Source organism: Pauljensenia sp. OF14-1SRA, assembly GCF_027694595.1.
In the GTDB taxonomy this organism is placed as follows: Bacteria; Actinomycetota; Actinomycetes; order Actinomycetales; family Actinomycetaceae; genus Pauljensenia; species Pauljensenia turicensis_B.
On sequence record NZ_JAQEVQ010000001.1, the window covers coordinates 178,797 to 202,671 of the forward strand.

Genomic DNA, 23,875 nt, shown 5'->3' on the forward strand with positions numbered 1-23,875 from the left:
CTGGCTACGAGGCCGGGGCGCAGTTCGTACGAACTGCGCCCCGACCTGTATGAAGTTGGAACTTAGGCTAGCGGAGCGCGGAAGGTGATCCTGGCGCCGAGGCCTCCGATTCCGATTCCCTGTTCGAAGCTCCCACCACGGATGCGGGCGCGCTCGGACATGTTGGACAGGCCAGAGTTTCTGGTGTGGTTCGGGTCGATGCCTCGTCCGTCGTCGGCGATTGAAACGGTGACGTGCCCGTTTTCTCCCGTTCCCATGACGTCAACGGTCACCGAGCCCGCGGTGGCATGTGCATGGCGTGCGATATTGGATAGGCCTTCGCGCACGATGGCGACAATGTCATCTCCCAAGTCGGGGCCGATGCGATTGTCGATGGTTTCGATCATCAGCTGTTCGTCGTCTGCGACTTCGTTAATCGCGTGACCATCCAGTGTGATCAACAGGGATGGGGCAAAACCAAGGAAGGAACGTGTCAGTGATGCTTCGCGTCGAATACGTTCCACCAGTGCCACTGATTTGTCGGGTTCACGTAGGTTGTGGACGATTGCTCGGATTTGGCGTACGGCCTCGTCGATGGAGGCTAGAGCACGGTCCAGTGTGGCAGTAATGGCCTCAGGATTCGGGTGTCCGCTTTCTACTTCCACCTTGGCGGCATCCAGTTGCATGCCGGTGGCGAACAGCTGTTGGATCGCGAAATCGTGCAGGTCGCGTCCGATACGATCTCGCTCGTCGAGCAGTGTGGCCATGTCTTCAGCGTGCTTGGCGGAGGCGAGCTCCAGTGCCAAGGCGGCTTGAGATGCGAGTGATTCAGCCAAAGACAATTCGGACAGATCAAATTCTGGCTGTCCGATGCGACGAAGCAGGATCAGGATGCCAGCGGAGTTACCTCGCGAACGGAGGGGCGCGTAGAGCGCCGGTCCGAAGGCTGCAAGCTGAGGAAGACGCATGGTTTGCGCCCGCGCCATGGAGTCGACGATCATGCCCGTTCCTTCGTGGAGCACGCTCATCGCGCGCCCCTCGGGTGGGAAGACAACGCCGAGAAGAGTATCAGCCAGGTAGCCGTCAATGATTTCGGCAGCCCAGGTGTCACCAACGGAAGGCAGAACGATGATTGCCGTATCTGCACGTGAAACCTCTCGCACGGTCTGTGCGATCAGCTCAAGGGCTTCTTCTTCGTCGGTGCCTTCAAGCATCGTGGTTGTCAGCTGCTGGGAAGCGGAAATCCAGCGTTCTGTTCGACGCGAGTCCGCGTACAGGTGAGCGTTTTCCACTGCGACGCCCGCGGCGGGAGCAAGCATTGACAAAACATCGGCGTCAGAGGCTGTGAATCCGCCGTTCTTATCGGTCAGGAAGAGGCGTCCATACACCTGCTCGTTGATCAGCACGGATACGCCCAGGAAACTGGTGATTGATGCCGGAGGAATGTCCTCGCATTCGCTCATGTCGTTGATCAGTAGGTGACCGGTAGCGGGGATCTGGCTGATCAGTTCTTCTGGCATTGAAGGTGAATGTGGCAGTGCTTCGCTGGTGTGTTCGATCAGCTGGGATGCTTCGCCCCATGTGTCAAGGACGATCAGGGCGCCGTATGGTGCGCGGGTGAGCTTGCAGGCTTGGTCGACGAAGCTGGTCAGGGCCTTGCGCAGGTCGAGCGTGCTGGTGAGGTCAAGGGCGGCCTTCACCAGGGCGTGTTCTGAACCCCATGGCATTAGTTTTCCTCTTCCTGGCCGACAGCCCAACGGTAGGCCTGAGATGTTTCAAGAAGGTCGGCGTGTGTGCCTCGCGCAATCAATTCTGCTTGGGTTCTTTCGCCGCCTGATCGTCCGAAGAACAGGATCTCGTCGGCGTTTTCGAGGGCGCTCAGGCGATGCGAGATGAGCAGGATGCCACGCGTCGGATCCGAGAGCAGGTCGGAAATGAGCGCGTCAGCTGTCGACGCATCCAAGTGCTCGCCGGCCTCATCGAGGAGTAGCAGGGGAGCGGGTGAAGCGAGGCCTCGTGCGATGAGCAGGCGTCGACGTTCACCGCCGGACACTGTCGTGCCATCTGAACCGATCATGGTGTGGATCCCATCGGGCAGTGCTGCAAGCCAGCTGGCCAATCCAACGCGTTCAAGTAGAGCGATTGCACTCTCTTCGCTGAGCTCACCGTTGGCGACTCGCAGGTTTTCTAAGACGGATGTGGCGAAGATATGCGCGTCTTCGGTCGTGACATTGACGATCTTGGTGAGTTGTACGCGGTCGGCTTCCCATGCGTCCACGCCGTTCACCTGCGCAGATCCAGCCTTCGGCGGAATCATGCCAGCCAAAGTCAGCGCGAGCGTCGTCTTACCGATACCCGACTCGCCCACGATCGCGATGGATTTGCCCGGGTGCAATTCCAGATCGATCGAATCGACGAGGCTGGGGCCGCTTGGCCATCCGATCGTCAGGTTCGTGGCGGCAAGTGACGGAACGTCAGTGTGCACAACGGGGTGGGTAGCTACTTCGGTGGATTCGCCGAGCATCTCGTCAATACGGACTGCCGCGGTCGCGGACTTGACCAGCTGGACGCCTGCGGGGGCTAGTTCAGCGGTTCCCTCAAACGAGGACAGGGGAGTGAGAACAAGGACTGCGAGAAGCAGGCCGGTAATCATGCCACCTGTTGTTTGAGGAATGCCGATCAGCAGTGCGGCGATAACGGCTGCTCCCATTGCTGCTCGGTCGATCCCGGAAGCTAGAGCAGCCATCCGCGCACTGCGGTGTGAGGCTTCAACGAGCTTTTCTTCGGTCTCATCAATCGATGCTCTAAACGTCTCAAGTTCGCCGGACACCTGGAGTTCAGAGGTTCCCTCCATGACGGTCAGAATCTGTGTCGACAGATCAGTGCGCGCGCGAAGCGTATCAATTTGAGCGATTCGTGCAGCGTGCATCGACAGTAAGGGGGCTCCGACCCCCGATACCAAAAGACAGAGCGCAACCAGTAGCGCAGCGGGAATGGAAATGAGTCCAAGACCAATGACCGTACAGATTCCAACGATTGCTGCCATGCAGGTGGGGAGCAGGGTCTTGACAACCAGATCGCCCAAATCATCCACGTCTGCGCCCGTACGAGCAAGCAGATCACCGCGCTTCATCGCGGTCAAGCGGTCGATGGGATTGTGCGCGAGGCGGCGATAGAGGTTCTGGCGCAGGGCGTCCATGCCACGCAAAGCAACGCGATGGCTGGCCAAACGGCCCGCGTATCTCAGGAGTGCGCGCGATACGCCGAATGTGCGTACGCCAACGGCAGCGACGGTCAGGAACAAAACCGGTGGGTGCTCTGATGCCCTAGCGATCAGCCAAGCAGCAGTCGCACCAAGGGCAATAGCGGCACCAAGAGCACCGGAAGCAAGCAGAACAGAGAAGAGGAATGCTTTGGTATCGACCTCGACGAGGGGGAAGACTCGTTTCAGAGCACGCTTTTCTTCGCGAGTAATGAACAGCATCAGTTCACCGCCTTTTCTGGGTCGGTATCGGTCGCACTGACCGTCAAGATTCCTGGCAGATCAACATCGACGCTGGTCTGTGCCCAGTCATTGATCCCAAGTTGCGGATACTCTTCGATATCTTGGATGGTAGCGGGTGCGCTTTCAACCAGGATGACCAGATCGGCAATCGTCTTTAGTGCCTGGCGGTGTGCGATAACCAGAACCGTTTTCCCCTGTGATTTAAGAGCTCGAATAGCCCGCGTGATCTCTTCTTCGCTGACGGCATCAAGATGCGCTGTCGGCTCGTCGAGGATCACCAGCGGTGAGTCATTCACCAGTGCGCGCGTCAGTGCAAGACGCTGGCGCTGCCCAACTGACAAGCCAATGCCACCCACGCCAACCTTTGAATCCCAACCATCGGGCATTGCTTCAACAATGGTGTGGAAACCTGTTGCTTGCGCGGCTTCGACGAGGCCGCTTGTCACGGTTTTCAGCGCCATGTTTTCAAGGAGCGTGCCGGGAAGGATCGTCGGAGCCTGAGGAACCCACGTGATTTGTTTCCACCACGAGTTTGCATCGCAGTCGCTAACGTCGCAGGACGGTGTAGCCCCGTCAAGAGGAGCAAGGACAACGCTCCCCTTTGTCGGAGTCAGCAGGTTCAGAATCGTCAGAACAGTTGTCGACTTACCGGCCCCTGACGCACCTTCAAGAACGGTCAGCTGTCCCGGCTGAATCGAAGCTGAAAGATTGTGAGGAGCCCATGTACCGCGAGCCGCCACGCTCAGGTTTTCCAGCTCAATCGTGCATGATGAAATCGGGGGCAAAGAAACAGGTGAAGTGCTGTCCCCATCCGCCCCTGAATTGGGGGAAGAAGTTGAAGTGGTGAGCGTGGCCTCGTTACTGGGGGAAGAAACGAGGTGCGAAACGGTACGCGAAGCCTGCGGGCGCTCAGTTTCGATGATCTCGAAGGCGCTTTGTGCGGCGGCCACACCGTTCGCGGAAGCGTGGAATTGCGCGCCAACCTGACGAAGCGGTTCGAAGACTTCGGGGGCCAACATGATGACGGCGAGGCCGGTAAACAGGGTGACGTTGCCGGCGACAAGGCGCATACCGACCTCGACGGCAACAAGAGCAACCGACAGGGTGGAAAGGAATTCAAGGGCTGCACCCGACAGGAACGCGACGCGCAGGGTTGCCATTGTGGTGCGCGTGTTCTCTTTGCCCAGGGCTTCAAGGTGCGCACGAGGTCCATTCTCGCGACCCAGACTGCGCAGGGTAGGCAAGCCCGCCATGAGGTCAAGAAGCTGCGAGCCCAGACGCTCCATTGCGACCAGCTTCGCCTTCGACGAATCCTGAGTAAAACGACCGATCAACGCCATGAAAACTGGAATCAACGGAATGACGAAGAGCGCGATGACGCCCGACCATGCGTCCAAATAGAGCATGATAGCCAAAGCCAAAGGAGTTGCCGTCATCGTCAGAACAAGCTGAGGAAGGAACTTTACGAAGTAGGGGCCCAGATCATCTAAGCCACGCGTCAAAAGCGTTGTCGTGTCGGCGCCGTGAACTGCACGCCAGCGGGGACCGAGTTCTTCGGTCGCATGCAAAACCTCGCAACGAAGATCTCGGATGGCACTGTCTGCAGCGCGCTGACCGAGCGAATCGCGCAACCCAACAAGCAACCCACGAATAATGATCACGATCACCAGCGCAACAACGAAACCTGCAACGTCACTAAGGCGAGCGTTGCCGGTGATCACGGGGGAGAGCGCTGCCGAGATCAGTAGGGACTGAGTGATCACGGCAATGGCAATCAGCGTGCCGATGAGCCCCGTAATAATGATGGGTTTTCGTGCAGAACGCGCGTATTTCAAAAGCCGTGGATCAAAAGGTCGCATTGAACTATTTTGCCGTAATTTCTGGGGGAATCGGTAACTGAAAAACAGTGCGGACACGGCTGGAAGGCGGGGTGAATCGAGGTACGAAAGACCGGTATCCAGACGTTGGTGAATGTGGCACTGCAATCGTGGTGAAACACAACGGTGGCCCGGCACTGACGCACCGGGCCACCGAAGTGTTTAAAGATCAGCCAGCAAGGAAGTTCTCACCAAGACGGATCTTGGAGGGAATCAAGCCGGGGTTCTGATCGACGTCGCTAACCGACACGCGCTTGCGGAAGGCCCAGTAGGACCATGCCGTGTAGATAAGGACGATCGGCGTGAAGATCAGAGCAACGATCGACATGACAACCAGGGTTGCCGGTGAGGACGATGCCTGGTCGATCAAAAGCGAGTATGCCGGGTCGATCGAGGACTTCATGACGGCCGGAGCCATTGCCGAGAAGACCCAGGTGACGGTCGAAGCGATTGCGACAGCCATCAGGATGAAGGACAGACCTTCGCGACGCAGTGCCTTCTGGCTGAATGCGGTCGAGGCAATGATCGCGAGTGCTGCGACGAGCAATGGGATCCATGCCAGGACGTTAGCCGAGTAAGCGAACTGACCCCAGATCAGGAAGATTGCGGCAACGACGGTTGCTGCGATCGACAGGGGAGCTGCCAGGCCGTTTGCGCGCTCACGCACATCGCCTTCGGTCTTGAGCGCCAGGAACTGGGCACCGACTGCCGTGCAGACGGCCAGGATTGCGACGCCACCGAGGATAGTGAACGGGGTGAGCAGTGAGAAGAAGCCACCGGTCAGCTGGTGCGTTGCGGTTGCAAGCGAATTAGTGACCATATCGGGTGCGACAACAACGCCGGTCAACTCATCGACGACCTCGATCTTCATGCCCTGAACGAGGTTTGCGAATGCAACACCGAACAAAACGGGAACCAGGACAGCGGTCACGGTGTGGATAGTGTCCCACGCGCTACGCCACTTTGCCGTTGCGATCTTTGCGCGCCACTCAAGAGCGGAGATGCGCAGGATCAGGCAGAAGAGAATGAGGAACAGGGCAAGGTACATGCCCGAGAACATCGTGGCGTACCACTCTGGGAATGCTGCGAAGGTGGCGCCACCGGCGGTGAGTAGCCAAACCTCGTTGCCGTCCCAGTGGGGACCAATGGTGCGCAGCATCTGCGTGCGTTCTTCGTCGTTCTTGCCGATAACTTTCAGCAGGATGCCGACGCCGAAGTCAAAGCCTTCGAGGAACAGGTAGCCGGTCCAAAGAACAGCGATGAGGATGAACCAGAGGATTGAAAGTGTCATTGCAGTTTCGCCGCCTCTCAGTATCCGAAGGACAGGTCGCCGGCGGGAGCGTCGGTTTCTGTCTTCTTAGCGGTGTGGATGCCCTCGCGCACGTAGCGACGCATGAGCAGGAACCAGATAACGCCCAGCAGAGCGTAGAGCAGCGTGAAGCCGATCAGGGTTGCAAGAACCTGTCCGGCGGGAACTGCCGTTGAAATACCGGTGTCGGTCATCAGCATGACAGAACCGACCGGATCACCGTTCGAAAGACCTGCAATGTTCGGGACGACAACCCACGGTTGACGACCGATTTCGGTGAAGATCCAGCCGAAGGTTGCTGCCAGGAACGGTAGGGGCAGGTTGATTAGTGCCATCGTCGACAGTGACTTCGAACCGGGGACGGTGCCCTTGCGGGTAACCCAGAGACCCCAGAGTGCGAAGATCAGGGAGAGGATGCCAAGGCCGATCATGAGGCGGAACGACCAGAAGGTTGCCATCTGCGGGGGAACGAAGTTGTAGTGAGCTGCATTGCCGTACTTGGCGGTGAAGTCAGCGTTCGAGTTCAGCAGTTCGACCATGCGAGCCTGCTCGTCAGCGACACCTGCGGAGGTTGCGCTGAAGTCATTGTGCGACATGAAGGAAGCAACGCCGGGGATCTCAATGAACTTGGTGGGTGCTTCGCCGGAGGAATCCAGTGGGCAGGAACCGAACTGAGCGACGGTGAAGGCAGCGCCATCGGTGTCGACGCAGATGCCTTCGGCGACTGCCATCTTCATCGGCTGAAGCTTGACCAGTTCCTGGCCCTGGAAGTGGCCGGTGCCCATGACGCCGAGAGCGCCGATAAGCATGACGATCAGGCCGAAGCGTGCAACGGGATGCCAGACGTTCTTTGCCTGGCTGGTTGCTTCTTCACTGCCTTCGCGCTGTGCGCGAACCATCCACCAGATGGAGATGCCGGCAACCAGAGAGCCTGCGGCAAGCCATGCGGTGGTGATGACGTGGGTGTATTCCCAGATGAGCGCCGGGTTTGCGAGGAGCTTGAAGAAGCTCATGGAACCGTCGAGGACTGCGCGTCCAGCTTCGGGGTCGTACTTTGCGCCGACCGGGTGCTGCATCCAGGAGTTTGCGCCGAGGATCCATGCGGCCGAAACGGCGGTGCCGATGGCGACCAGCCAGATGGTGGCCAGGTGCATGCCCTTCTTCAGGCGACCGAAACCGAAGATCCAGAGGCCCAGGAAGGTGGATTCCATGAAGAATGCAAGGAGTGCTTCGACTGCGAGCGGTGCACCGAAGATGTCACCGACGTAGCGGGAGTATTCCGACCAGTTCATACCGAACTGGAATTCCTGGACGATACCGGTGGAAACGCCCAGTGCGAAAGAGATGATGAGGAGCTTGCCGAAGAAGCGGGTGGCGTGGAGCCATTCCTGCTTTCCGGTCTTGTGCCAGAACGTCTGCATGAGTGCGACAAGGAGTGCCAGTCCGATGTTCAGTGGAACCAGCACGAAGTGGTAGACGGTAGTGATACCGAACTGCCACCTGCCGAGCATGACAGAGTCGAGCGCTGCCTGCGCGAGGGTCATTGTGCTCGCCTTCCCTCAAATAGTTCGTTGATGGATGGTGCGCGTAGTGACTTTGGACCCAACAAGCGGGACCATCGTCACGTGCTTACCTGTCAATCTAGCCCATGATTATTCGCTTTTGCGTTGATTTTTGAGAAAAAGGCGGTTATCTGACAGACCTGATACTTTCGTCATTATTTGGGCTGTTTTTTGAGTCGAAAGTCCCGCCTTTCCAGTTTTCAGAGGGAGCTTCGGCGATGTTCAAGTGGGTATTTAGCTGACAGTTGGTTTTATAAATTTACGAGGCCGAGATGCGCCGTATGTAACTGTGTCCCTTTAAACGGCTCGGGTAAAAATGTGGCAAACTTGAGTGTGTATCGGACATTGCGGACACACCTTCGCAATGAGATAAACGTCGAAGACGCCTCATGCGCCGACGTTTCGACCGCGATTAGCGGTAACCGTCAGGATTTCCGCCCCTAGAGGGCGAGGCCGAGGGACCGGCTCGGTGTGGGACCGTGTCCTCACAAATGGAGAATTGTGACCACTGAGAATGCCTCTTCGGCACCTTCAGCGCCTGCAGCGTCATTGCTGTTCCAGCAACCTGAGTTCCAGGCTCCCGTTTTTCAAGCACCTGTCGAGCAACCCGCTCCGGCTCGTTCGTCGCGCTCGCAGTCTCGTTCAAACGACGAGGCCCCTGCGGAAACCCCCACGCGTGAAAAGCGTTCTCGTAAGACTCGTAAGACCGTAAAGGCTGATGCGGATACCAGTGAAGCCCAGGTTGAAGAGGTAACTGATTCCGCTCAAGCCTCTCAAACTCCTGATACTGATACGAAACGCGCGCGTCGTCGTACCAAGTCAAATGACACGGTTCAGGCAGATGCGAACAAAGGTGAAGAGGCCCAGGCAGAAGACACTGCATCGTCGGATACTACGCAGTTAGAAGACGATGGGGAAGAGACCTCAACGCGCCGTCGTCGCCGTCGTCGCACACGTTCCACCTCATCCGACGAAGGTGACGTTAACGACCAGGTGAAGGCTCTCAAGGGGTCGACTCGTCTGGAAGCGAAGAAGCAGCGTCGCAAGGAAACTCGTCGTGAAGGTCGCCGTCGCCACGGTATTACTGAGTCGGAGTTCCTGGCTCGTCGCGAGTCCGTGAATCGTCAGATGGTGATCCGAGATCATGATGGTCTGGATCAGATTGCGATCCTCGAAGATGATCTGCTGGTAGAGCACTACGTTGCTCGTCGCACCCAGAAGTCGATGGTCGGCAACATCTACCTCGGTCGCGTGCAGAATGTGTTGCCCTCAATGGAAGCCGCATTCGTTGATATTGGCCGTGGTCGTAACGCCGTCCTCTATGCCGGTGAAGTGAACTGGGATGCCGTTGGTCTTGAAGGCAAGCCGCGTCGCATCGAGTCTGCTCTGAAGTCGGGTGACCCGGTTCTGGTCCAGGTGACCAAGGATCCGATCGGCCATAAGGGCGCGCGTCTGACCAGTCAGATCACGCTGGCGGGACGTTACCTGGTGCTGATCCCGAACGGCTCCATGATGGGTATCTCGCGCAAGTTGCCCGATCGTGAGCGCACCCGTCTGAAGAAGATCTTGAAGCAGGTTATTCCCGCCGGTTCGGGCGTCATCGTACGTACCGCAGCTGAAGGTGCAACCGAAGAACAGATTCGTGACGATGTCGCACGCTTGAGCGCGCAGTGGACGTCAATCGAAGAACAGCAGAAGAATACGAAGACCGCTCCGACGTTGTTGCGTGGCGAACCCGAGCTTGCTGTCCGTGTTGTCCGCGATATCTTCAACGAAGACTTCTCGAAGCTTGTGATCGAAGGAAATGAAACCTTCGAAACCGTCAAGTCTTACGTGGATGAACTTTCACCGGAACTGTCTGACCGCGTCGAAAAGTGGGTGGGCACCGATAACGTGTTTGTTGCTCACCGCATTGACGAGCAACTGTCGAAGGGGATGGACCGCAAGGTCTGGTTGCCGTCGGGTGGCACGCTCATCATTGACCGTACGGAAGCGATGACGGTCATTGACGTCAACACCGGTAAGTTCATTGGCGCCGGTGGCACACTGGAAGAAACCGTGACGCACAACAACCTTGAGGCTGCCGAAGAAATCGTTCGTCAGCTGCGTCTGCGTGATATCGGTGGCATCATCATTGTCGACTTCGTTGACATGGTGCTCGAATCTAACCGCGATCTGGTTCTCCGTCGTCTGGTCGAGTGCTTGGGTCGTGATCGCACGCGTCACCAGGTCACAGAGATTACTTCTCTCGGTTTGGTGCAGATGACGCGTAAGCGCGTGGGTGAGGGCCTCGTCGAAGCTTTCTCAACCCCGTGTGAAGCGTGCGAAGGCCGCGGCTTCATCGTCCACGATCATCCTGTTGAGCTCTCGGACTCACAGCACCACACGGGGGCCGCCCCGAAGTCGAATAAACGCAAGAAGGCTGAGCGCATCGAAGACTCCGCCGAGCACGAAAAGGCCAAGCAGGCTCTGTCCGCCATTGCCGCTGCGTCGCGCAAGTCTGACGAATCCGAAGTGTCTGCCTCCGTTGATTCTCCGGTCAACGAGGCCGCCTCCGCGGGTGAGAACTCTGCTCCCGAATCAAAGGGTGGTAAGGGACGCAAGCGTGTGCACGAAAAGGCCGATTCGAACGTCGCTGACTCTGCTTCACCTGCCGGAGAAACGGGCGAAAACGAACAGGAACAGCCTGTGAAGAAGCGTCGTCCGCGTCGCGCAGTCCGAGTGTCATCAGAAGAAACACTCTCTTCTTCGACTGAGGCTGAAAAGAGCGAATCGAAGGCTGATGTCACCGCTCAGATCACACCACGTGAATCCGATTCCGCGGGCCAGGCAGGCAATAACTCTGAAAAGACTGCGCGGCCTCGTAGGCCTCGTAGGGCAGTCTCGATGGATTCTGCCCAGCCGGATGCGAGCGAGCCCGTAGCAAATGCTGCGCAGGCGAACGAGCCTGAAGCTAAGAAGGCAAGCGGGTCCAAGACTCGCGCGCGATCGGCGTCGGCTCACTTAGCATCGTCCGCATCTACGCCTCGAAAGACGCGCAGGCGTGTTGTCACCACACCAAGCGTTGAACCGGGAAAGACGGCTCCCGCTCTGGTGTTGGACTTGCCCGCTAGGGTAGAGGATCCGGTAACAGTGGTTGCCCCCACGATGACAACGGATGCGTTGACTTTACCTGAAGCCTCCACGTCTAGCGCTTCCAAGCCGAAGCGTCGTCGTCGCCTCGCCACCCAAAGCGGCGACGAGACTGCCTGATTTATCTAAACTAGGGTGACTCGGCGTGTCGCCAAAAATTGCAGGGTGTGGAATCGCACAGCGTAAAACCCCTGTTTTTGGCTCATACAAGTTGCCCTAAGATAGGCAAATCAGCTAAATTTGATCGTCGGCGCGACCAGCGCCAGCGGGATAAATATTGAAACGCTGTTCAAGCGAATCCCGTTCCGTATATCTAGAAGAGATGAGCTACACGTGGTCTACGCGATCGTCAAGGCCGGCGGCCGTCAGGAGAAGGTCTCCGTCGGTGACGTCGTCGTCGTCGACAAGGTTTCCGAAGAAATCGGTTCCAGCATTGAGCTTCAGCCGCTGATGCTGGTTGATGGCGATGCCATCACCGTCGATGCTGCCAAGCTTGGCAAGGTCACCGTCAAAGCAGAAATTGTGGACGCAACTAAGGGTCCGAAGATTTCCATCATCAAGTACAAGAACAAGTCGGGCTACCGTAAGCGCCAGGGACACCGTCAGAAGCTGTCGGTTGTCAAGATCACTGAGATCGCCTGACCTGAGACCGATTCGAGCAGAAAGTAGTTTCTGATGGCACATAAGAAGGGCCTTGGTTCCTCCCGTAACGGCCGCGACTCGAACGCTCAGCGACTGGGCGTTAAGCGCTACGGCGGTCAGCTTGTGAACGCAGGCGAGATCATCGTTCGCCAGCGTGGCACTCACTTCCATCCGGGCGACGGCGTTGGTCGTGGCAAGGATGACACCCTCTTCGCCCTGCGTGCAGGCGCCGTTGAGTTCGGTGTGAAGCGCGACCGTAAGGTTGTCAATGTCGTTGAGCCGGTCTCTGCCTGAGACCGATCGCTTGAAGGGGGCGTCCGGCACATGCCGGGCGCCCTTTTCACATAACTTTGATGTGCAGAGGTTTGTGCACAGACCCTCGGATCATTTTAAGGAGACGAAATGGCAGACTTCATTGATCGCGTGACGATCCATGCTGCTGGTGGCAATGGCGGTAACGGTGTTGCCTCAATTAAGCGTGAGAAGTTCAAGCCGCTCGCTGGCCCAGATGGTGGCGACGGTGGCAATGGCGGTTCCGTCATCCTCGAAGTTGATCTGCAGGTGACGACGCTCCTGACGTATCACCGTGGTCCACACCAGAAGGCGAGCAACGGTACGCCCGGCATGGGTGACTTCCGTCAGGGTAAGAACGGCGAAGACATTATTCTTCCCGTTCCCGACGGCACTGTTGTGAAGTCCCCGTCCGGTGAGTTGCTTGCTGACCTCACTGGTGCAGGCGAGCGTTTCATTGTAGCTGAAGGTGGCCGAGGTGGCCTAGGTAATGCTGCGCTTGCTTCGAAGGCGCGTAAGGCTCCTGGCTTCGCTCTGCTGGGGGAGCCCGGCGAAGAACGCGATGTTGTTCTTGAACTGAAGTCGGTCGCAGACGTTGCTTTGGTCGGTTTCCCGTCGGCTGGTAAGTCGTCGATTATCGCTGCGATGTCGTCTGCCCGCCCGAAGATTGCGGACTACCCGTTTACTACGTTGATCCCGAACCTTGGTGTTGTGCAGGCTGGCGATGAACGCTACACGATTGCTGACGTTCCCGGTCTGATTCCTGGCGCTTCTTCCGGTAAGGGTCTCGGCCTTGACTTTCTGCGTCACATTGAACGCTGTGGTGTGATTGTACACGTGCTGGACACCGCCGCCTACGAATCCGAGCGCGAACCCCTGTCTGACCTGAAGACAATTGAAGCTGAACTGGCCGCCTATCAGGGCGATCTTGGCCAGATTGAAGGCTACGTTCCACTGATGGAACGCCCGCGTGTCATCGTCCTTAATAAGGTCGATGTGCCGGACGGTCGCGACTTGGCAGAGATTACGCGCCCCGAACTAGAGCAGTTCGGCTGGCCGATCCACGAGGTTTCTGCCGTCACGCACGAGGGTTTGAAAGACCTGTCCTTCACGCTGGCCGCCCTGGTGAAGAAGCACCGCGAATCCCTGCCTGAACGTCAAGCACGACCGGTTATTCGTCCGAAGGCTGTCGGGTCGCGTGACACCGTCACTGTTGCTCGCGTCCAGATGGATGGTGAAGAGGTCTTCCAGGTTCGTGGTGATAAGCCTGAACGCTGGGTTCGCCAGACTGACTTTGCGAATGACGAAGCGATCGGCTACTTGGCTGACCGTCTTGCTGCCGCAGGCGTTGAAGACCAGTTGATGAAGGCCGGTGCCTTCGCCGGAGATACCGTCGTCATTGGTCCGCTGGATACCGGCATCGTCTTCGATTGGGAACCGACGCTTACCACCGGTCCGGAACTGCTGGGACAGCGTGGCACTGACTTGCGTATTAACCAGTCGGCTCGCCCGACGCGTAAGCAGAAGCGCGAGATCCACCATCAGGTGATGGACGCGAAGACTGCGGCGCGTGAAGAACTATGGACCGAACGCCAGAAGGGCGTGTGGACCGACCCAAATAGCGAAAACTGAAAACCACTTACCCCTAAGGCAAGGACTCGAAGTGACTCCTTCGTGTGACGGCCGTATCAACGATGCGAACCGTATTGTCGTCAAAATTGGATCCTCGTCGCTGAGCCGCGATGATGGTGGCCTGGATCTGAACCGTATTGATTCCGTAGCGCGCTTGGTCGCGAAGTGGAAGACGCCGGGTAAAGAGATCATCATTGTCTCTTCCGGTGCGGTTGCAGCGGGTCTGGATCCGCTGGGATTCAATTCGCGTCCGCGCGATCTGGCAAGCGTTCAGGCTGCTGCCGCGATGGGGCAGGGGCTCCTGGTTGCTCGCTGGACGGCAGCATTTCAGGCGCACCACCTTGATGTCGCTCAGTTGTTGCTCACCACTGAAGACGTTATGCGTCGCGAACACTACACGAACGTGCGTTCTGCGCTTGCCCGCCTGCTCAGCTGTGGCGTTGTTCCGATTATTAACGAGAACGATGCGGTCACTACTCGCGAGCTTCGCTTTGGCGATAATGATCGTCTGGCCTCGTATGTGGCGCAAATGGTTGCAGCCGACGCGCTGATCCTGTTGACCGATGTTGATGGGTTGTATACCGCGCCTCCCAGCCATCCGGGTTCGCAGCTCATTCGCGAGGTTCATTCGACGGACGACCTGCATGCTGTCTTGGTGACGGGATCGGCCTCGAAGGTGGGCACCGGAGGCATGGTGACGAAGGTTCAGGCTGCGACGATGGCTGCGACCTCCGGCATTGGGGTGGTCTTGACTAGCGCGGATGAACTGGGGACTGCACTGTCGGGGATCGCGACGGGTACATGGTTCGCGCCTTCATCGGTTCGCCCGGCATCGCGTCGCCTCTGGATTGCTCACGCTGCGCATTCTCGTGGCGAAATCATCGTCGACGAGGGAGCGGGTCGTGCAATCACTGCGGGCAAAAAGTCTTTGCTGGCTGCCGGCGTTGTTCGCATCATCGGACACTTTGATTCCGGCGATGTTGTAGATATCGCTGGTCCAACTGGCCTGCTGGCGCGAGGCATCGTCTCCTACGACTCCGATGAGGTCGCACATATGGCGGGTTTGTCTGCTGAAGATCTGCGTCTTTCGGGTTGGGAGCATCCACGCCCGATCGTGCATCGTGACGACTTGGCACCGCTGGTCTAGTACTGCTCGGCGCTCCAACCTGTGGGAAAATGGGGACATGACTGACCAGATTCCTGATATTTCAGATCTGACTACGGTTGCGCGCACGGCATCCTTGTCGCTCACCGCGGCGACAGCTGGCGTGAAGAATCGCGCGCTGGAAGCAATTGCGACTGCCCTTGAAGAACGGTCCCGCGAAATCTTGTCTGCGAACCAGCTGGATTTGGTGCGAGGTCGTGAAAACGACATGTCCGCTGGGCTCTTGGATCGTTTGGCTTTGGATCAGTCGCGTATCGCGTCAATTGCTGATTCTGTTCGCGACGTCGCCAGCTTGCCGGATCCGGTCGGTGAGATCGTCCGTGGAACCGTGAATGAGCTGGGTCTTCGTATCCGTCAGGTGCGCGTGCCGATGGGCGTTGTCGCAATGATTTACGAGGCTCGTCCGAATGTGACGATTGATGCGACAGTGCTTGGCCTGAAGTCCGGTAACGCGGTTATTTTGCGCGGTGGTAGCGCGGCGTTTCACTCGAATCAGGCGATCATTACCGTGATGCGTGATGCTCTTGAAAGCGTTGATCTGCCCGCTGATTTAGTTCAGACGGTTGACCATCTGGGACGTCCTGGTGCGACGGCTTTGATGCGTGCTCGTGGAGGCATCGATGTCCTCATTCCGCGCGGTGGCGCGGGCTTGATCCAGGCTGTCGTCGAAAACTCAATTGTCCCTGTCATCGAAACGGGCACGGGTAACTGTCACGTTTACGTTGATGAAGGCGCGGACTTGGAAGCCGCTGAACGCATCATTATGAATGCGAAGACTCAGCGTGTTGGTGTCTGCAATGCGGCAGAGACTCTCCTTGTGCACGAAGTCGAGGCCGAGCGTTTCCTGCTGTCGGCGCTGACTCGTTTGGCAACAGCTGGCGTTACTCTGCACTTGGATCCTGCTTCTGCCCAGATTGCTCGTCAGACCCCGTCGATTGACTCCGATATGTGGGTTGAGGCAACCGAAGAAGACTGGGCAACCGAATACCTGTCGATGGATTTGGCTGTGCGGGTTGTTCCCTCGATTGATGAGGCCATCGCCCATATTCGTCGCTACTCGACCGGTCACACTGAAGCGATCTGCACCCGTTCCCTTCAATCCGCGAACCGTTTCCAGACTGAGATTGATTCGGCTGCCATTGCGGTTAACGCGTCGACCCGTTTCACTGATGGTGGCCAGGTTGGCTTAGGCGCAGAGATCGGTATCTCGACTCAGAAGCTTCATGCTCGGGGTCCGATGGGTTTGGCTGAACTGACGACAACGCGGTGGATTATTGAAGGCGATGGGACGGTTCGTCCATGAGTGACCAGACTTGCGCGCAGGCCAGTAGCGTCGATGGTGTCGAGGCGCCCGATGATGCTCTGACCACCAGTGCGGCTAAAGAGTTTTCAGCTGGTCGGCCTCGTCGATCCATCGGGATCATGGGTGGAACTTTCGACCCCATTCACCACGGACACCTTGTCGCGGCGTCGGAAGTGATGGAAGTCTTCCAACTTGACCAGGTTGTGTTCGTGCCCGCGGCGATGCAACCGTTCAAGGCCGGGCGCAAGGTGACCAGTGCCGAACACCGCTATCTGATGACGGTTGTTGCTACAGCGTCGAACCCGCGTTTTACCGTGTCTCGTGTTGATATTGACCGTGGTGGGACAACGTACACGATCGATACGCTGACCGATCTTGCGGCGCAATACTTGGAGGATACGGACTTCTACTTCATTACGGGCGCAGATGCTCTGGCGCAGATCGCCCAGTGGAAGGACGCGGATAAACTGTTCGAAATGGCGCATTTCGTTGGCGTTACTCGTCCAGGACATCAATTGGATGCGTCGGGTTTGCCTAGTAATTCGGTGTCGTTGCTGGAGGTCCCCGCAATGGCGATTTCGTCAACGGACTGCCGTAAGCGCGTCGAAGGTGGGCATCCGGTCTGGTATTTGGTGCCCGACGGTGTTGTCCAGTACATCAAGAAATACGACCTGTACACGGATCTGTGACGGGCAAAGAATTCGCCGGTCAACGGCGCGAAGAAAAGGAAAACCACGTGTGTGACGCACAAAAGGATCTGCAGGACGTCATCGTAGAGGCTGCGATCGACAAGTTGGCGACGGATCCGGTGGCGGTGGACGTGGGGAATCGTCTGGCGTTGGCTGAGTCATTTCTGATTTTTTCTGCTCCTACGGATCGTCAGGTGCGCGCGATCGCTGAAGAAATCATGGATCAGACGGCAAAGCAGTTGGGTGTGAAGCCTGATCGTATCGAGGGTCGTACAGGTGGCACGTGGGTGCTGATCGACTACGGTGAGCTGATCTGCCACGTTCTGACCGATGAACAGCGCGAGTTCTACGCTCTGGAAAAGCTCTGGGCAGACGGTAAGGTGACGCACCTTGCTCCCGAGGGAGAGGCCGCACGCGTTGCCGGTTTTGTTGTGGCGCCGGGCACGGTGGGTGCTGGGGTCGGTACTCCGATGTCGGCGGCTGAGGTTGTTGCGTCGATGGGTGATACGCGAGGCATGGACTTGGCGTCAGCGATTGCATCAGGCGCGATGGATTTAGCCGTCGATTCTGACGCTGAGGAAGAGTGATCATGACCGAGCCTGCTACTTCTGCACCCGCTACTGTCACCGCACCTGCCAGCGACACTAACTTTGCTGTTGAGCCACACGATGACGGTGCGAACCGTATTGTGTTCGTGCGTCACGGACAGACGGACTATAACGTTGAGCGGCGTTTCCAGGGCGTGATTGATCGTCCGTTGAATACGTGTGGTCGTAAGCAGGCTGAGCGCGCTGGCGAGGTTCTAGCGAAGCGTGTCCTGTCACGGAGTGCTCAGGTTGGTGTGAGTGTTGCTTCCCAGACCTCGAATAAGGTTGTGATTGTTTGTTCGCCTCTGTCGCGGGCCTCGGAAACTGCTGAGCTGCTGGCTGGAGTGTTTCGTGCCCAGGGCGGCGATGTTGAAGGGCCGATCGTGGATGAGCGCCTGATTGAGCGCAACTACGGCCTGTTTGAGGGACTAACCCTGCCGGAGGCTCGCGAAAAGTATCCGGATTTGGTGGATGCGTGGCGTCAGACGGGCGAGAGTGGCGAGGCGTCAATTGAGCCATCGGATGTTGTGGGGGCGCGCGTGCGGGATGCTGCTTTTGAGGCGGCTGGCCAGGCTCCTTCGGATGCGACTGTCATTGTAGTTGCCCACGGTGCAGCAATTTTGCGCGGTCTGATTACCTGCATGGGCTTGAACCCGCTTGAATTTGATGCGATGCGTGGCTTGGATAATTGTCACTGGTCAGAGCTTGTTCGCGTGGGTGGGGGAGGTTCCGGCGCGTCGGGTGCTCCGTCTTTCCGTTTGGCTGCGCACAATATTGGATACCGCGAGGATGTGTTGGGCGCGTAAGCATCGCGCATCTGCTTGTCGCATGGATCCTGTGATCGCGACTGGTGTGATGGCCTGCACGGGGTTTCGATTTTACGAACCGGCTGGCGTTCCGTTATGCTTAACGGGTCGCAAGCGCGATGAACTGAATACGGGGCTATGGCGCAGTTGGTAGCGCGCTTCCATGGCATGGAAGAGGTCAGGGGTTCGAATCCCCTTAGCTCCACTGAAGGGACGCTCATTTTGATACAAAGTGGGCGTCCTTTTGTATGCCCGAAATCTGAACGAAAAGCCAGGTCAGAGAGGATTTGTTTTCGTCTGGTCTGTTGGGCGGTGCCTGCAGGTAGGGGAGTAGGGCAGCCGAACCCAGCGCCGAAGAGGTTCCCTCGACGTCCCCAACTTCATCGCGGTATCGGCGATCACGCGGGTTTCAGACACTCCCAGATTATCCCGCAGACGATCCTCAACAAGCCTGACAGCCCGCTCCCCAAAAACTTTTATATAGTTCCTTGGCATGCGAAATCCTCTCACAAAAACCTCGGAACAAAACCCGGGATGCTTCAACGCCGAATCCTTGCTGTGCGGGGGAACCTTGTTAGATACTAAATTATGACTATCGCTGAATGGATTGTGCTCGCGGTTCTCGTGCTAGTTGGATTTGCCATTTGGTGGCATTTCTCTCTGCGAAGGAGAATTGACAAGAGAATGCATGAAGCTCCGCCTGAAGAGCGTGAAGCTTTGATGAAAGTTCAACGAGATATTGATCGTGGCAAGGCGGCGCGCCAGGGGTTCTTCTTCTAGGTACCGTAGACTGCGACTCGTCTACAAGGAATGTCTGATGACTGGGCTTGGCCAGGATCGCGCTAACCAGAGACCTGTGGCAGCCAAATTAGTTGATCCGTCTGTGTGAGTATTCGGTAGTCACGGTAGGGCGCCCAACGCATGAACTTTGGGTTCGGACACGAGAGTTCTTCTCGGAGGTCTCTTGATACCCTAGTCTGCGCTCTGTGGGGCTACTCGTTCGAGAACGAGTACTGGCACATCACCGACGTATCAGAGAAATTAAAACTAGGGCAAACGCCTAGGAAGCAAACCCAGGACACTTCACGGGTTTGGCCTGATAGTGAGCATCAAAGGTGTACCTTTCACGTATTTACTCAAATCCGCCAGGCCACTACCACGCGCCCGAAACTAGAGGCTTCTCAAGAGCTGTACTCATTGGGAAAACAGTTGTTAAGGGTTAAAACACTGGCCAAGCCCCGGTCTGGATGGTCGACTACCAGGCCTGGGACCAGTACTGGAGCGGGTTTTTAGCTGAGAAAACTCTTGCTGTTACAGGGTGGGCATACACTCATGAGCGTCTAGTTAGAGTACGTAACAGTATTAACAAGCTCATCAGCCGTGGCGTATTGTTTACGTTTTGTGATCCCGCCTGGCAAATGCCCGTGCCAGCGATGAATAACCAAATCGAAGGCGCGATCACCTCCTCTCTTCGTCACATGCTGCGCGGCCATCGCGGCATGGGTCTAACCCGGCGTATCAAAGCAATCTTTTGGTGGTGCTACATGCGCACCGAGAACCCGCTACCAGCCGCGCAAATCCTTAAAACCATGCCCACAGGCACCGACATAGAAAACGCCTGGCAACAAGCCAGCCTCAAACACCACACCAGTGGAATCATCGCAAAATGGGCAGACGCCATCGCATGGAACGAACTACACCACACCACCCCATACAACAACACCTGGGACTAACCCCCAGCAACACAATTTGTCCTATAACCCCGAAACCGAAGCTTCGGACCCCGCTCGATTGCGCAACTCCCGTCCACGAGGAGTGGCGTGTGATAGAGGCTCAGGCCTCCTGGAGGGCTGCCTTCTCTTCCTTGCTTAGGCGCGCGATTCCAATGCCGGTCGCCCCCCAAAGCATCGCGAAGCAGATGGCGATCCAGTTGCACACGGCCCACGGCAGGTACGCGAGGGTGGCGACTCCGAGCGTGCCCGCCATATAGGCGCCAGCAGACGTCCAGGGGAGGATCGGCTCCCACAGAGTCGCCGAGTCCTCGATCGTCCGTGAGAGGTTCTTCGGGTCGAGCCCCCGTTTGATGTACTCGCCCCGGAGCATCTCGCCGGGGATAAGGAGGGATACCTGGCCGTTCGAGGTGATGCCGATTGTCGCGAGGCCCGTGACGATAGTCGCGACGATGAGGCCAAAGGTTCCCTTAACCGGCTTGAGGAGGGTGGAGATGAGCACATCGAGCGATCCGGAGACCGAGACAACGCCAGCGAAGGTGATCGCGCAGAAGCAGATGAGGAGGACGGACATCATCGAGTTCATGCCGCCCCGATTGAGGAGTCGCGTGACATCCTCGATGACGGACGAGGCGTCGAATCCGGCCTTCCCGACCATCTCGACATCGAATCCGTTGACGGCAGCGACGACGGTGTTCTTGAAGGAGATGCCCTCGAAGACGACAGCGTTGAACATCGCGACGGCGCTGGACACGAGGATGACGGGAATTGTTGGCTTCTTCCACATCGAACCGCCCAGGACGATGATCACCGGCAGCAGGAGCAGGAGGTTCCAGTTGAACGCCGAATCGAGGGTGCCGAGGATAGCGCCGACCTTCTCGGGGACCTGGCCGCCGGACAGGCCGAGGCCGAAGAGGAGGTAGACGACGGCCGCCGTGAGGAAGGAGGGGAGAGTCGTCCACAGGAGGTGGCGGATGTGCGTGAACAGGTTGACGCCGGTTGCCATCGAGGCGATGTTCGTCGTGTCCGACAGGGGGGAGAGCTTGTCTCCGAAGTAGGCGCCCGACACGACTGCGCCGGCGACCATCGCGAGGTTCGCGTCCATGCCGACTGCGACGCCCATGAAGGCGACGCCGACCGTGCCAGCGGAGCCCCAGGAGGTTCCTGTACACAAGGAGACGATCGCGGTGACGACGAGGGCGATCACGGCGAGGAACTGTGGGTCAATGATCTTCAAGCCGTAGTAAATGAGCATCGGGATTGTGCCGCCAGCCATCCACGTTCCGATCAGCATGCCGACGGAGATGAGGATGAGGATTGCGGGCATCGTCTTCGCGATTTTCTCCGCGACCGAGTCCATGATCTCGTTCCACGAGTACCCGAGACGCCAGGCGACCAGGCCAGCGATGACAGCCGAGGCGATGAGGAGGGGTTCGACCGGGAGCTCGGCGAAGATGTAGCCGCCTCCCAACAGGACGATCAGCGTGATGACCGGGACTGCGGCGAGGAGCAGGCTCGGAGTCCTGCGCTCGGCCTTCGCCGGGGCGGTGGGGGTTGTTGGAGACATCGTTGTCCTTTCGATGGGTCGTCAGTTCCTCGTGAGCGCCCCGGCGAGCCGGGTGATCCCCTCGAGGAGTTCTTGGCGGGGGAGTGCTGTGTTGATACGGAAGAATCGATCGTATGCGGGACCGAAATCGGGTCCCGGGCTGACCGTGACGGAGGCGGCGCGCTCGGCGCGCACGAGGTCGGCTTCGGAGCCGATGTACGCGGAGGCGTCGATCCACAGGAGATAGGTGCCGTCCGGGTCCGAAACCCTCGCCTCCGGCAGGAGGCGCGCGAGGAGGGACCTCGCGGCTTCGAGGTTGGCGTCGATTTCCTTCGCGAGGGCGTCGACCCACGCGTCGCCCTTCGTCCACGCGGCGATGGCCGCCGGGATGGCGAAGTAATTCGGGTTGTGCAGACCCATGCGCCTCTTCGCTGCCTCGAGCTCGGCGCCGAGGGGCCCGTGGACGCAGATCGCCGTCGCTTCGAGGCCCGCGATGTTGAAGGTCTTGCCGGGAGAGGCGCAGTGGACGATCCGTCCGCTCATCCACAGGTCCTTCGCGACGCGGGCGAGGGCCGAATAGCGCTGCCCGCCGGGGCGCTCGAAGTCGCAGTGGATGTCGTCGGAGAGGACGAGGGTGCGGCAATCGCGCAGCAGCTCGGCGAGTCGGTGCTGCTCGTCGACGCTCCAGATCCTGCCCGTCGGATTGTGGGGGTTCGTCCACAGCAGCAGGTCCGCGTCGGCGAGCGCCTCCTCGAGGGCCTCCCAGTCGATCGAGGCGGAGGCCGCGGTGTCGCGCACGGGCACGCGGACGAGATCGGTGCCCGCGCGTTCGCACACCTCGAGGAGGGGCGAATAGGCCGGATCAAGCGTGACGACGCGGACCGGTCGATCGTCTCGCGGCAGGACGTGATCGACGAGGGCCGCGACGCACTGGACGACTCGGGGGAAGAAGTGGACGTCCTCGACCTCGCAGGACCATCCGTGGCGGCGGGTCATCCACGCGGTCGCGGCCTCGGCGAAGTCGTCGAAGACCTCGGTGTAGCCGTAGGCGCCGAGGGCGGCGGCGTCGGCGATCGCCTCTCGGACCGCGGGGCAGGAGACGAACTCCATGTCCGCGACGGACAGGGCGATCGCGTTCTCGCCGAGGTCCTTGGCGAGCAGATCCCATTTCGCCGAATGCGTGCCCCAGCGCGACAGGTGCCGGCTGAAGTCCTCGTCAGTAGCGGTCATCATTCCCCCTCGGTCTCGTTGAGGTAGTTGTAAATGGAGAATCGCGTGCAGTGGAGGGCCTCGCCGGCCATTTCCGCGGCGTCCCGCAGGAGGAAGAAGCCCCTCGCTTTAAGGAGTCGAACGACCTCGACCTTGTGCTCCTTCCTCATCTCGTCGACCCGAACCCCCGACTCTGCAACGGCCCTTGAGAGGAGGAGCGTCGCGAGTTCGTCGACGTCTCTAACGAAAACTTCGGTCGTCACCTGCCCCTCTTCGGCGCACATTGGGAGCGAGAGGCCCGCGAGCGCGCCCGTGAGGGAGTGAAGGGCCTCCCAGCCGGAGATGTCGCGGTTGATGCACAGGGCAGCGACGGGCTGGTTGGTCGAGTCGCGGATGATGACAGTTGTTGAGAGAAGCTCTTTGTCGCTCGGAGACGTTGTCCGGTATCCGATGCTGGTGCGTAGGTTTCCGGAGGCGACGGCGTCGAGGAGCTTGTCGGTCGCCGGATCGCCGATTGATCGACCGGTGACGTCGCCGCTTATCGCGATGATCGAGTTCGGGAGCTGAGTGAGATCGTGAACGATGACCTCGGCGGGGCCGACGAGTGTTGCTCGCATTGGTTCAACCAGCTGTTGAAGGGTGGAGATGATTTGATCGTGTTCGTTCGGCTTCGACGGTGAAGCGGTCATGGAGGACCCCCGGTTTTGGCGCTTTCAATTCGGTTATTTTAGTTACAAAACTGGCCCACGTCAACAAACTGTTGAAATAAGTTGTGTCTGCGGTTCGCTGTCCCGCCCTCTTGTTGTCTTGCCGCTTCCTCGGTTTATGTGGTGCGCAGGCGGGGTGGGGTGTGGTGTCTGCGTGAAAGTTTTGATAGTGGGGGCTTGACAGCGGGGGGGGGGGGGGGGGGG

Annotated in this window: 18 protein-coding genes and 1 tRNA gene; 11 read left to right on the forward strand and 8 right to left on the reverse strand. The window is 58.4% G+C overall.

Going from position 1 to position 23,875, the window contains the following annotated elements; genetic code table 11:
• Positions 1 to 62: 62 nt before the first annotated feature.
• The 5 genes from PG731_RS00805 to PG731_RS00825 form a co-directional block, all read right to left on the reverse strand.
• Positions 63 to 1,706 carry a sensor histidine kinase gene (locus PG731_RS00805; protein ID WP_270771512.1) on the reverse strand — a complete coding sequence of 548 codons (1,644 nt, stop codon included), beginning with the start codon at positions 1,704 to 1,706 and terminating at the stop codon, positions 63 to 65.
• A complete protein-coding gene (gene cydC, locus PG731_RS00810; RefSeq protein ID WP_270771513.1) occupies positions 1,706 to 3,463 on the reverse strand; it encodes a thiol reductant ABC exporter subunit CydC in 1,758 nt (585 codons plus the stop codon). Before cydC ends, PG731_RS00805 begins: the two co-directional genes overlap by 1 nt.
• Entirely contained in the window at positions 3,463 to 5,343 is a 1,881-nt protein-coding gene (cydD, locus tag PG731_RS00815) for a thiol reductant ABC exporter subunit CydD (protein ID WP_270771514.1), read from the reverse strand. The genes cydC and cydD overlap by 1 nt, the downstream gene beginning before the upstream one ends.
• 187 nt (positions 5,344 to 5,530) lie before the next feature.
• Entirely contained in the window at positions 5,531 to 6,652 is a 1,122-nt protein-coding gene (cydB, locus tag PG731_RS00820; RefSeq protein ID WP_101627265.1) for a cytochrome d ubiquinol oxidase subunit II, read from the reverse strand.
• Positions 6,653 to 6,669: 17 nt separating this feature from the next.
• Positions 6,670 to 8,214 carry a cytochrome ubiquinol oxidase subunit I gene (locus PG731_RS00825; protein ID WP_101627264.1) on the reverse strand — a complete coding sequence of 515 codons (1,545 nt, stop codon included), beginning with the start codon at positions 8,212 to 8,214 and terminating at the stop codon, positions 6,670 to 6,672.
• A gap of 519 nt (positions 8,215 to 8,733) precedes the next feature.
• On the opposite strand from PG731_RS00825, the gene PG731_RS00830 reads away from it, so the two are divergent.
• The 11 genes from PG731_RS00830 (at position 8,734) to PG731_RS00880 (ending at position 20,212) form a co-directional block, all read left to right on the forward strand.
• Complete coding sequence (locus PG731_RS00830) at positions 8,734 to 11,484, forward strand: Rne/Rng family ribonuclease (RefSeq protein ID WP_270771515.1); 2,751 nt, start codon at positions 8,734 to 8,736, stop codon at positions 11,482 to 11,484.
• 213 nt (positions 11,485 to 11,697) lie between these two features.
• Entirely contained in the window at positions 11,698 to 12,006 is a 309-nt protein-coding gene (gene rplU / locus PG731_RS00835; protein WP_006681643.1) for a 50S ribosomal protein L21, read from the forward strand.
• A gap of 33 nt (positions 12,007 to 12,039) precedes the next feature.
• The gene (gene rpmA / locus PG731_RS00840) at positions 12,040 to 12,300 is read left to right on the forward strand and encodes a 50S ribosomal protein L27 (protein ID WP_006681642.1); all 261 of its coding nucleotides are present in this window, start codon (positions 12,040 to 12,042) and stop codon (positions 12,298 to 12,300) included.
• A gap of 108 nt (positions 12,301 to 12,408) precedes the next feature.
• Complete coding sequence (obgE, locus tag PG731_RS00845) at positions 12,409 to 13,929, forward strand: GTPase ObgE (protein ID WP_270771516.1); 1,521 nt, start codon at positions 12,409 to 12,411, stop codon at positions 13,927 to 13,929.
• A 31-nt stretch (positions 13,930 to 13,960) separates the two neighbouring features.
• A complete protein-coding gene (gene proB, locus PG731_RS00850; RefSeq protein ID WP_243381047.1) occupies positions 13,961 to 15,076 on the forward strand; it encodes a glutamate 5-kinase in 1,116 nt (371 codons plus the stop codon).
• A gap of 37 nt (positions 15,077 to 15,113) precedes the next feature.
• Complete coding sequence (locus tag PG731_RS00855; RefSeq protein ID WP_270771517.1) at positions 15,114 to 16,397, forward strand: glutamate-5-semialdehyde dehydrogenase; 1,284 nt, start codon at positions 15,114 to 15,116, stop codon at positions 16,395 to 16,397.
• Positions 16,394 to 17,086 (forward strand): nicotinate-nucleotide adenylyltransferase, encoded by a 693-nt coding sequence (nadD, locus tag PG731_RS00860; protein ID WP_270771518.1) that lies wholly within the window; start codon positions 16,394 to 16,396, stop codon positions 17,084 to 17,086. The genes PG731_RS00855 and nadD overlap by 4 nt, the downstream gene beginning before the upstream one ends.
• Before the next feature lie 47 nt (positions 17,087 to 17,133).
• Positions 17,134 to 17,673 carry a ribosome silencing factor gene (gene rsfS, locus PG731_RS00865; RefSeq protein WP_270771520.1) on the forward strand — a complete coding sequence of 180 codons (540 nt, stop codon included), beginning with the start codon at positions 17,134 to 17,136 and terminating at the stop codon, positions 17,671 to 17,673.
• A 2-nt stretch (positions 17,674 to 17,675) separates the two neighbouring features.
• Complete coding sequence (locus PG731_RS00870) at positions 17,676 to 18,479, forward strand: histidine phosphatase family protein (RefSeq protein ID WP_270771521.1); 804 nt, start codon at positions 17,676 to 17,678, stop codon at positions 18,477 to 18,479.
• Between the two features lie 132 nt (positions 18,480 to 18,611).
• Positions 18,612 to 18,684, forward strand: a tRNA-Ala gene (locus PG731_RS00875).
• Between the two features lie 1,042 nt (positions 18,685 to 19,726).
• Positions 19,727 to 20,212 carry a hypothetical protein gene (locus tag PG731_RS00880; protein ID WP_270771522.1) on the forward strand — a complete coding sequence of 162 codons (486 nt, stop codon included), beginning with the start codon at positions 19,727 to 19,729 and terminating at the stop codon, positions 20,210 to 20,212.
• A gap of 100 nt (positions 20,213 to 20,312) precedes the next feature.
• On the opposite strand, the gene nhaC is transcribed toward PG731_RS00880, so the two are convergent.
• From nhaC to PG731_RS00895, 3 genes are read right to left on the reverse strand one after another with little or no spacing between them, the layout of a single operon-like run.
• Entirely contained in the window at positions 20,313 to 21,776 is a 1,464-nt protein-coding gene (gene nhaC, locus PG731_RS00885; RefSeq protein ID WP_270771523.1) for a Na+/H+ antiporter NhaC, read from the reverse strand.
• A gap of 21 nt (positions 21,777 to 21,797) precedes the next feature.
• Positions 21,798 to 22,988 carry a MalY/PatB family protein gene (locus PG731_RS00890; RefSeq protein ID WP_333558935.1) on the reverse strand — a complete coding sequence of 397 codons (1,191 nt, stop codon included), beginning with the start codon at positions 22,986 to 22,988 and terminating at the stop codon, positions 21,798 to 21,800.
• Positions 22,985 to 23,653, reverse strand: a complete 669-nt coding sequence (locus PG731_RS00895) for a helix-turn-helix transcriptional regulator (RefSeq protein ID WP_270771524.1) — start codon at positions 23,651 to 23,653, stop codon at positions 22,985 to 22,987. Before PG731_RS00895 ends, PG731_RS00890 begins: the two co-directional genes overlap by 4 nt.
• Positions 23,654 to 23,875: the final 222 nt, after the last annotated feature.